We start from the raw sequence: 9,986 nt of genomic DNA on the forward strand, positions 1-9,986 counted from the left end.
TCCCCCAGGAATGGTGGTTCGAGCCGAGGGGCTGCCGACGAGCCGCAGGCGTGGCAGATCGAGCCGAGGCGCTTCGGCGTAGGCAGCTTCATCGCCTGCGCCAGCGGCGAGGCGAGACCCGAGTAAGTGACAGCCACGAGGCGAGGCCCGAGTCAATTGCGCCGGCGAAGCCGGCGCTCGAAGAAGCATTACTCGGACCGGCCTCTAGCGCGCGGTAAGGCACAGGGCGGCGCGAGGAGCGGAGAGGCGTAGGATGGATACGAGTATGGCGATCCGGCAGTTAGTGGAAGCCAAGGCGCGGGCAGCCAGGGAAGCGGGGCGGGTGCTGGGGCTCTGCCCGACGCGGGTGAAGGACGACGCGCTCGTCCAGATGGCGCGGGGTCTCGACGAGAAGGTGGAGACGCTCATCGAGGCCAACCGGGCCGATCTGGAGCGGGCGCGGGCCCGTGGCCACACCCGCGCGTTCCTCGACCGGCTCACCCTGACCGAGGGGCGGATCGAGGAGATGGCTCAGGGGCTCAGGCAGATCGCCCAGCTCCCCGACCCGGTGGGCAAGGTCGTGGATGCCTGGCGGCGCCCGAACGGGCTCGAGATCAGCCGGGTGCGCGTCCCCCTGGGGGTGATCGGCTTCATCTACGAGTCGCGCCCCAACGTCACCGCCGACGCCGCGGGGCTCGCGGTCAAGTCCGGCAACGCGGTGGTCCTCAGGGGCGGGAGCGAGGCCATCGAGTCGAACTCGATGATCGTGAGCGTGCTGAGCAAGGCCCTGGAGAAGTCCGGGGTACCTCCGGAGGCGCTCCAGTTCATCGACACCGAGGACCGTGAGGCCGTCATGGCCCTCCTGACCCTGGACCGCTACGTGGACCTGATCATCCCGCGCGGCGGCGAAGAGTTCGTCCGGCTGGTGACCAAAGAGGCCACCGTGCCGGTCCTCAAGCACGACAAGGGGCTCTGCCACGTCTACGTGGACGAAGACGCCGACCTCGGTATGGCCGTCGAGATCGCGGTCAACGCCAAAGCCCAGCGGCCGAGCGTCTGCAACGCCATGGAGACGCTCCTGGTCCACCAGGCGATCGCGGAGCGCTTCCTTCCCGTCGCGGTGAAGCGTCTGGAGGAGGCCGGCGTCGAGCTCCGCGGATGCCCGCGCACCTGCGCTCTCGTTCCCGGTGCCCGGCAGGCCACGGTGGAGGACTGGGACGCGGAATACCTCGACCTGATCCTCTCGGTGCGGGTCGTGGACAGCATCGAGGACGCGGTGGGGCACATCCGGCAGCACGGCTCGGGCCTCGCCGAGGCGATCGTGACGTCCCACTACGGTCGCGCGCGGCGGTTCACCCGCGAAGTGGACGCGGCGGCCGTGCTGGTCAACGCCTCGACGCGGCTCGTGGACGGGGGCCAGTTCGGGATGGGGGCGGAGATGGGGATTTCCACCTCCAAGCTCCACGCCCGGGGACCGGTGGGCGTCGAGCAACTGACCACGACGAAGTTCGTGGTGATCGGCGACGGACAGGTCCGGGAGTAGCGCCCCGGTGCCGCGCATCGGGGTTCTGGGGGGGTCGTTCAACCCGATTCACGTCGGGCACCTGCTCCTTGCGGACGAGCTCCGGGAAACCCTGGCGCTCGACGAGGTGCGCTTCGTGCCCGCCCGCTGCCCGCCCCACAAGTCGGAGGAGGGGCTCGCCCCGGCCCAGCACCGGTACGCGATGACGGAGCTGGCCATCCGGGGGAACCCGCACTTTGCCATCTCGGACGTGGAGGTGAGCCGCCCCGGCCCCTCTTACACCGTGGACACCCTCGAGACCTTTCGGCGCGACGCCGGCGCGGCCACGACGTTCTTCCTGCTCCTCGGCTCCGAGACGTTTCTGGACCTTCTCTCGTGGAAAGATCCCCAGCGGATCGCCGCCCTCGCCCGGCTGGTCGTGGTGCCGCGGACGGGGTCGGTCTTCGACCCCGATGCGCTCCCGGCGCAGAAGGTCCTCCAGGAGCTCGGCCAGGAGGGCTGGATCCGCGTGTCGGCCGGTCGCCCGCGACCCGAGGCGGCCCGCGGGGTCCTTCTGGTTTCGGCGGTTTCGCTCCCGATCTCGGCCTCGGAGCTTCGCCGCCGCGCGCGGGAGGGGCGGTCGCTGCGCTACCGCGTTCCCGACGCCGTGGCCGACTACATTCACGCCCACCGGCTCTACCGGGAGGACGGGTGACGCCCTCGCCTTCGGCTGAGGACAAGGTTCGGCTGTGCGCTCGCGCGGCCCTCGAGAAGAAGGCGGAGGGTGTGGTGGTGTTGGATCTGCAGGGGATCTCCGCGGTCGCGGATTTCTTCCTGTTGGCCAGCGCGCAGTCGACCACTCAAATCAAGACCATCGTGGAGGCCATCGAGCAGGCACTGGAGCCCCGGGGGGTGCGCGTCCGCCACACCGAAGGGGTCCCGGAGAGCGGCTGGCTCCTCTTGGACTACGGGGACGTGGTCGTCCACGTCTTCCTGGAGGAGACGCGGACCTTCTACGCGCTCGAGCGCCTCTGGGGGGACGCTCCCGTCCTCTCGGTGGAAGGGTGAGCCGCGGTTGATTTCCTTGACAGGGCGTGGTAGGGTAGGCCCTCAATCCGAGGGGTGAGCTCGGCGAGGAGGTAAGCGATGAGGAAAGATCGCCTAGCCTACTTCAAAAAGAAGCTGGTCGAGAAACAGCGGCAGCTGGTCGAAGAGGTCGGGAAGAGCGCCCTCTACGGGAAGGGCCAGGAGGACGACTCGATCAAGGACCTGGGCGACCAGGCCACGACCGCCTACACACGCGAGTTCCTTTTCGAGCTCGGCAACGGCGACCGCCGGCTGCTCAAGGAAGTGACCACCGCGCTCCGGAAAATCGAGGAGGGCTCCTTCGGCGCGTGTGAGCGTTGCGGCGAGCCGATCGCCGAGAAGCGACTGGAGGTCCTGCCCTTCGCACGCTACTGCATCGGCTGCCAGCGGGCGGTCGAGGAAGAGGAGCGGATGGCCGCCAGCTAGGGGGTCGGCGATGCCGGTCCGCCTCGGCCTCCTGCTCGTCCTCCTCTTCGGAGCCCTCGTCGCCTACCTCACCGCGTTCAATCCTTCGCGCGTCCGCGTCGCGCTCAGCCCGAGCCTCGCCTATGAGCTGCCCCTGATGGCGCTCCCGGTCGGGGCCTTCCTCCTGGGCGTCTGCCTGACCCTCTTCGGCGTCTTGCTGCGGGACCTCGGCCGCTCCTTCCGTGGTTACCGGATCGCCCACCCGCTGCGCGGGTACCCGGCCCGCCGCGCCGAAGGCCTTGCCGACCTCTACCACCGGGGCGTGGACGCCCAGCTCGCCGGCCGGACCTCGAGCGCTGCCGAAGCCTACGAGTCGGTCCTGACCCGTGAGCCTGGTCACTCCGACGCTCATCTGCGCCTGGCCGAGCTCGCTCGCGCCCAGGGAGACCACGAGGCCGCGCTGAGCCACGACCGTCAGGCTGCCACGGGAGGGGACCGCACTCACGGGCTCCTCGCGCTGGCAGGGGACTACCGGCAGATGGGCCGGGTCGAGGATGCCCTGGCGACCTACCGGCAGATCGTCCAGCGTGACCGGGATCACGCGACCGCGCTTCGCGCGATCCGCGAACTCACGGCCTCGGCGGGACGGTGGGAGGAGGCGCTGGAGACCCAGGAACGGCTGCTCTCGCTGGCGGGCGAGCGGGAGCGACCGGCCGAGCTGGTCTGGCTCGCCGGCATCCACTACGAGATCGGCAAGGCCGGGATGGGCGAGGGGAGACTCGGCGAAGCCCGCCGCCTTTTCACCGAGGCCCTGAAAGCCGATCGGACGTTCCTCCCGGCGCACCTTGCGCTGGGGGATGCGTGGGAACGCGCTGGCGACCGGCGGGAGGCGATTCGCGCCTGGAGGCGAGCGGCGGAGCTCGCCCCCGTCCCGGTCCTCTTGCGTCGATTGGAGCAGGCCTACCGCGCCGAGGGCAAGCCCAGCCAGATGATCGCGCTCTACCAGGAGGCGCTGGACCGCGTGCCGCAGGACCTGGCCCTGTCGTTCGCGCTGGGCCGGGTCTACTTCGAGCTCGAGATGCTGGACGAGGCGGCGGACCAGTTCCAGAAGGTGGAGGTGCGGGCCCCCGACCTCGCTCCGATCCACGGCTTCCTCGGGGCGATCTACGAGCGTCGGGGCCAGGGGAGGGAGGCCTTCGAGGAGTACCGAAAGGCGCTCCAGCTCCTTCAGGGCTTCGACTGGCCGCACCGCTGCTCCGCCTGTGGGGCCGCCCAGGCCCACTGGCAGGACCGGTGCGCCGCCTGCGGGCGCTGGAACACCTCCAGAGCGTGACCCTCGTGACCCCCGTAGGCGAGCCCTCGTCAAGCTGGCGCCAGTGGGCGACCGCTGCCCTTGACCTGCTCTTCCCCCCGCTCTGCCCGATCTGCCACTGCCGCCTCGGCGAGGGGCGCCGCGATCCGCTGTGCGGGTCGTGCTGGGAGCGCCTGCCGAGACTCTTCCCGCCGTTCTGCGTCTGCTGCGGGCGGCCGTTCTGGACGTTCGATGGCCGAGCGGCTGACGCGGCTGGTCCGGTAGAGGGAGGGGGTTCCTCCGACGTCCCGCCGCTGCCCGGGCGGTCGGATGCGGCGGGCGCCGGGCTCTGCGGGGCCTGCGCGCGGCAGCGTCCCCGGTTCAGCTACGCGCGCGCCGCGGCCCTCTACCGCGACACAGCCCGGGAGGCGCTCCACGCGCTCAAGTTCGGCGGCAAGGCGACCCTGGCGCGCCCGCTGGGCGACCTCCTGGCGGAGACGGGCGAGGTCGTGGTCCCGCGACGGACGGTGGACTGCCTGGTCCCGGTGCCGCTTCACCCGGCGCGGCAGGCGGAGCGCGGCTTCAACCAGTCGTCGCTCCTGGCCCGTCGCCTCTCGCGCCGCTGGGGCATTCCCGTGGCGGAGGGTCTCCTCAGGCGGGTTCGGGTGACGCGCTCGCAGACGGAGCTCTCGGCCGCGGAGCGCGCAGCCAACGTGCGGGGGGCTTTCGCCGTTCGCCGACCCAGCGCGGTCGCGGGTCTCCACGTACTCCTGATCGACGACATCTTCACCACCGGCGCCACGGTGTCGGAATGCTGCCGCGTCCTGCTGGATGCCGGGGCCCGCGCCGCCGGGGTTTTCACGGTTGCGCGAGTCGGGTAGTTCCCGCCTTGCGCCGGGGGGGCAGCGCCCCTATAATTTGAGGTCCGGACGCCCGCAGGATCCTCACACACCGGGCGAGGGAGCGAGCCATGGCGGTACGAGTGGGAGTGAACGGGTTCGGGCGGATCGGCCGTGTCTTCTTGCGTGCCGCGCTCGCGACCGAGGAGCTGCAGGTCGTGGCGGTCAACGATCTCGCAGACGCCAAGACCCTGGCCCACCTCTTCAAGTACGACTCCGTCCACGGCGTCCTGGCCTCCGAGGTCATCACGAAGAAGGAGGCGATCTTCGTGGACGGCAGGGAGGTGCGGGTTCTCTCGGTGAAGGACCCGAGCCAGCTCCCGTGGAAGGAGCTGGGCGTGGACGTGGTGGTGGAATCCACGGGGGTCTTCCGGGACCGGGCCGGGACCGAGCGACACCTCAAGGCCGGCGCCCGGAAGGTCGTGATCAGCGCGCCCGCAAAGGATCCGGACGTGACGATCGTGCTGGGGGTCAACGAGCACGCGTACGACCCGGCCCGTCACCACCTCGTGTCCAACGCCTCCTGCACCACCAACTGTCTCGCGACGGTGGCCAAGGTCCTCGTGGACCGCTTCGGGATCAGGCGGGGGTTCGCGTCGACGGTCCACGCTTACACCAATGACCAGCCAGTCCACGATTTCCCCCACAAGGACCTCCGGCGGGCGCGGGCGGCCGCGCTCAGCATGATCCCGACGACGACCGGTGCGGCGACCGCGGTGGGGCTCGTGCTCCCGCAGCTCAAGGGGAAGCTGGACGGCATCGCCATCCGGGTCCCGACGGCCAACGTGTCGGTGGTCGACCTCGTCGCAGAGCTGGAACGGTCAGCGACGGTCGAGGCCATCAGGGACGCGTTCCGCGAGGCGGCCGCCGGTGCGCTCCGAGGGATCCTCGACACGACAGACGAGGAGCTGGTGTCGGTCGACTTCACCGGCAACCCGCACTCGGCCATCGTCGATCTTCCCTCTACCGCGCTGATCGGCGACAGCCTGGTCAAGGTGCTCGCCTGGTACGACAACGAGTGGGGATACTCCTGCCGCATTCGCGACCTGATCCGGTACATGGCGAAGTCGCTCTAGCCCCGAGCCCGAGTCCGGCGGGTGGCACGGCGAGCGGGGCGCCCCGCGGCGCGGAGCGCACCGCGAAACAATTGTTAGACGCTTTACGTGGTAAACGGGCATTGCACAGCCACGCGTGTGCGGGAGCGAGCACCGTGGGGCTGCTCGCCGGGACAGGACCCGCCGGGCTCTTTTGAACATGTCCAAGCTGAGCGTCGAGCAGCTGGATCTTCAGGCGAAACGGGTCTTCCTTCGGGCCGACCTCAACGTTCCGCTCGCCGGTGGTGACATAGCCGACGACAGCCGCCTCCGCGCCGTGCTGCCGACCGCGGAGTACTGCCTGAAGGGTGGTGCCGGTGTGGTCCTCGCCTCGCATCTGGGGCGCCCGCGCGGCAAACCGGATCCCAGCTATTCGCTGGCTCCGGTGGCCAGGCGGCTCGAGGAACTCCTGGGACGGCCGGTGCCGCTGGCACCGGACTGCGCGGGGGAGACTTGCGAAAAGCTGGCGCAGGCCCTCAGGCCAGGGGAGTGCCTCCTGCTGGAGAACCTTCGCTTTGACCCGGGAGAGGAGGCGAACGATCCCGCCTTTGCTCAGGCCCTGGCCCGTCTGGCGGATTGCTACGTGAACGACGCGTTCGCCGCATCCCACCGGGCGCACGCGTCCATCGTCGCGATCACCCGGTATCTGAAACCTGCCGCCGCTGGCCTGCTGATGCAGCGCGAGCTGGCGGCGCTGGAGCGCGTCCTGGACCGCCCCGCCCACCCGCTGGTTGCGATCCTGGGAGGGGCGAAGGTGTCCGACAAGCTCGGCCTGATCAGGCATCTCCTCGCTCGGGCCGACTCCGTGCTGATCGGCGGAGCGATGGCCTTCACCTTTCTCCGCGCCCTGGGTCACGAGGTGGGCCGCTCCCTGGTGGAGATCGAGCTGGTGAAGACCGCCCTGGAGGTGCTGGCCGAGGCGCGGGCCCGCGGGATCCGCGTGGGGCTTCCGGTGGACGTGGTCGTGGCGGCCGACCCGGAGAGCGCGGACGGGGTCCGCACGGTCGGGATCCGCGAGGTTCCGCGCGCGCTGATGGCGCTCGACATCGGTCCGACCACCCTGGCGCGCTTCAAGGAAACGCTCGAGCGCGCGAAGACTGTCGTCTGGAACGGGCCGATGGGCGTTTTCGAGAAGCCGGCCTTCGCGGCGGGGACACTCGGGCTCGCCAGAGCCGTGGCCGACTCCTCCGCCTTCAGCGTCGTGGGAGGCGGCGAGACCGCCGCGGCCGTCCGCCAGGCAGGCGTCGGGGACAAGATCGGGTTCCTCTCCACAGCCGGCGGCGCCTTTCTGGAGTTCCTGGAAGGCCGGGAGTTGCCTGGAGTCGCCGTGCTCACCGAGGCTTAGTGCCGTGGCGGCACCGGTCGCTTCCCGCGCGGCGCCTCGCCCCCCGCCTGATATCCTGGTCGGGCCCAACCTCCTCCGGGCGGGAGGCCGCTAAGAGGCCTGAAATGCGCACGCCACTGGCGGTGGCCAACTGGAAGATGAACGGGACGCTGGCCGAGGCCCGCGCCCTCGCCTCGGTCGTGAGGGAAGGACTCAGGCGAACGCGGGGCGTGGAGGTGGTGCTTTGTCCGCCGTTCACCGCGCTCGCGGCGGTGGCTGAGGTCCTGGCGGGATCGACGATCGGGCTCGGCGCTCAAAACTGCCACTGGGAGGCGAGCGGAGCCTTTACCGGCGAGGTGTCGCCTGGCATGCTGGCGGATCTGGGATGCCGGCTGGTCATCCTCGGCCACTCCGAGCGACGGCAGCACCTGGGCGAGCAGGATGGCCAGATCAACCGGAAGCTCCAGGCGGTTCTCGCGCACGGGCTCACGCCGCTCCTCTGCGTAGGGGAGACCGCGGACGAGCGGCGGCAGGGGCTGACCTTCCACGTCGTGGAGGGGCAGCTCCGCGGCGGCCTGGCGGGGTGTTCACCTGAGGGCATCGGTCGGTGTATCCTGGCCTATGAGCCTGTGTGGGCCATTGGGACCGGGGTCAACGCGGCGCCCGGTCAAGCGGCGGAGGTTCACGGCTATCTCCGCGGCTTGCTTTCAGAACTCGCTTCCAAGGAGGTCGCCCAGGCGGTCCGGATCCTCTACGGCGGGAGCGTGAAGCCGGACAATGTGGCTCCGCTGATCCAGGATCCCGAAATCGACGGAACCCTCGTCGGCGGGGCCAGCCTCCAGGCGGCGGCCTTCGTCACCATCGTGAAGCGGTCGGCCAGGGGCGCCGCCGCGGCAAAGGAGTGAGACATCCGTGTACACGCTCCTCGTGATCCTTCATGTGTTCGTGAGCCTCGCGATCATCGGGATTGTGCTCCTCCAGAGCGGTAAGGGCGCCGACATCGGCTCGGCCTTTGGCGGCGGCGGGAGCCAGGCGGTGTTCGGCTCCATGGGGACCCCGACGCTCCTCGGCAAGATCACGACGGGCGTGGCCATTGTGTTCATCCTGACTTCCTTCAGCCTGGCGTTGCTGGCCTCCAAGCGCGCCGGCTCGATCATGAAGGAGACGGCCCCGGTGGAGCAGCCCGCGACGCCGGCGCCCGCCAAGACCAAGTGAGAGCCCCGCTCGCGCGAACCCCGGCTGCGCTCCTCCTCTCGGCCGCCCTGGCGGGGCTGACCGCCTGTGGGATCGAAGTGGAGGGCGGAGCCGATGGCCGGAGCGAGGCGGCCGCGGCGCCTGTCTACGGGGATACGTTCATCCAGGCCTCGATCGGCGACATCCAGGGCCTGATCCCCAACATCACGACCGACAGCGCGTCCCACGAGGTGGGGGGGCTCATCTACAGCGGTCTGATGAAGCGGGACAAGGACTTCAACCTGGTCCCGAGCCTGGCCGAGTCCTGGGAGGTGTCGAAGGACTGCCTCACGCTGACCTTCCGCCTCAGGAAGGACGCGAAGTGGCACGACGGCCATCCCTTCACGGCCGAGGACGTCCGCTTCACGTACGAGACGATGATCCACCCGAAGACTCCCACCGCTTACAAAGAGGACTTCCTCGCCGTCCAGTCCCTGGAGGTCCTGGATCCTTACACCGTGCGGGTCATGTACCCGAAGCCCTACGCCCAGGCCCTCGAGAGCTGGGGCATTTACATGCTCCCCAAGCACCTCCTTGAGCGCTACGTCGTCGAGGGTCGGCTCCGCGAGGCTCCCCAGAACCGTCGGCCCGTCGGCGCGGGGCCCTATCGCTTCGTGGAGTGGAAGAGCGGGGAGAAGATCGTCGTCGTGGCCAACCCCGACTACTTCGAGGGCCGCCCTTACCTCTCCCGCGTCGTGTACCGGATCATCCCGAGCCAGGCCACGATTTTCCTGGAGCTCAAGGCCAAGGGCGTGGACTTCGCCGGGCTCACGGCCATCCAGTTCCAGCGCCAGACCGGGTACCCGGCCTTCCGCAAGGCGTACACCAAGTACCAGTACCCGGCGAACGCGTACACCTACTTCGGCTTCAACCTGAAGGATCCGCGGTTCGCCGATCGGCGGGTGCGCCAGGCCTTTGCCCACGCGATCAACAAGCAGGAGATCATCGACGGGGTGGTCCTCGGGCTGGCCCGGGAGGCGACGGGTCCCTACAAGCCCGGGACCTGGGCCCACAACCCGAACGTGATGCGCTTCTCCTACGACCCCGCGAAGGCGCGCGCCCTCCTCGCGGAGGCCGGCTGGAAGGATACGGACGGCGACGGCATCCTGGAGAAGGATGGCAGGCCGTTCGCGTTCACCATCAGGACCAACCAGGGGAACGAGGAGCGGAAGAA

The 9,986-nt window shown here is 69.7% G+C and carries 11 protein-coding genes; all 11 read left to right on the forward strand.

Annotated features, from left to right (window positions below; genetic code table 11):
• Positions 1–265: 265 nt before the first annotated feature.
• Positions 266–1,522 carry a glutamate-5-semialdehyde dehydrogenase gene (locus HY726_04630; protein MBI4608276.1) on the forward strand — a complete coding sequence of 419 codons (1,257 nt, stop codon included), beginning with the start codon at positions 266–268 and terminating at the stop codon, positions 1,520–1,522.
• A 7-nt stretch (positions 1,523–1,529) separates the two neighbouring features.
• Positions 1,530–2,195 carry a nicotinate (nicotinamide) nucleotide adenylyltransferase gene (nadD, locus tag HY726_04635; GenBank protein ID MBI4608277.1) on the forward strand — a complete coding sequence of 222 codons (666 nt, stop codon included), beginning with the start codon at positions 1,530–1,532 and terminating at the stop codon, positions 2,193–2,195.
• Complete coding sequence (gene rsfS, locus HY726_04640) at positions 2,192–2,548, forward strand: ribosome silencing factor (GenBank protein MBI4608278.1); 357 nt, start codon at positions 2,192–2,194, stop codon at positions 2,546–2,548. Before nadD ends, rsfS begins: the two co-directional genes overlap by 4 nt.
• A gap of 78 nt (positions 2,549–2,626) precedes the next feature.
• Positions 2,627–2,992, forward strand: coding sequence for a TraR/DksA family transcriptional regulator (locus HY726_04645; GenBank protein MBI4608279.1), 366 nt, complete (start codon positions 2,627–2,629; stop codon positions 2,990–2,992).
• Positions 2,993–3,002: 10 nt separating this feature from the next.
• Positions 3,003–4,304, forward strand: coding sequence for a tetratricopeptide repeat protein (locus tag HY726_04650; GenBank protein ID MBI4608280.1), 1,302 nt, complete (start codon positions 3,003–3,005; stop codon positions 4,302–4,304).
• The gene (locus tag HY726_04655; GenBank protein MBI4608281.1) at positions 4,265–5,143 is read left to right on the forward strand and encodes a ComF family protein; all 879 of its coding nucleotides are present in this window, start codon (positions 4,265–4,267) and stop codon (positions 5,141–5,143) included. Before HY726_04650 ends, HY726_04655 begins: the two co-directional genes overlap by 40 nt.
• A gap of 89 nt (positions 5,144–5,232) precedes the next feature.
• On the forward strand, positions 5,233–6,237 hold the full coding sequence (gene gap, locus HY726_04660) for a type I glyceraldehyde-3-phosphate dehydrogenase (GenBank protein ID MBI4608282.1): 1,005 nt from the start codon (positions 5,233–5,235) through the stop codon (positions 6,235–6,237).
• Between the two features lie 178 nt (positions 6,238–6,415).
• On the forward strand, positions 6,416–7,600 hold the full coding sequence (locus HY726_04665; protein ID MBI4608283.1) for a phosphoglycerate kinase: 1,185 nt from the start codon (positions 6,416–6,418) through the stop codon (positions 7,598–7,600).
• 104 nt (positions 7,601–7,704) lie between these two features.
• Positions 7,705–8,484: a triose-phosphate isomerase gene (locus tag HY726_04670; GenBank protein ID MBI4608284.1), complete on the forward strand. Its 780-nt coding sequence runs from the start codon at positions 7,705–7,707 to the stop codon at positions 8,482–8,484.
• A 7-nt stretch (positions 8,485–8,491) separates the two neighbouring features.
• Entirely contained in the window at positions 8,492–8,794 is a 303-nt protein-coding gene (secG, locus tag HY726_04675) for a preprotein translocase subunit SecG (protein MBI4608285.1), read from the forward strand.
• The coding region (locus HY726_04680) for a peptide-binding protein (GenBank protein ID MBI4608286.1) at positions 8,791–9,986 on the forward strand (1,196 nt) is incomplete at its 3' end. The genes secG and HY726_04680, both read left to right, overlap by 4 nt.

The organism is Candidatus Rokuibacteriota bacterium (assembly GCA_016209385.1).
In the GTDB taxonomy this organism is placed as follows: Bacteria; Methylomirabilota; Methylomirabilia; order Rokubacteriales; family CSP1-6; genus JACQWB01.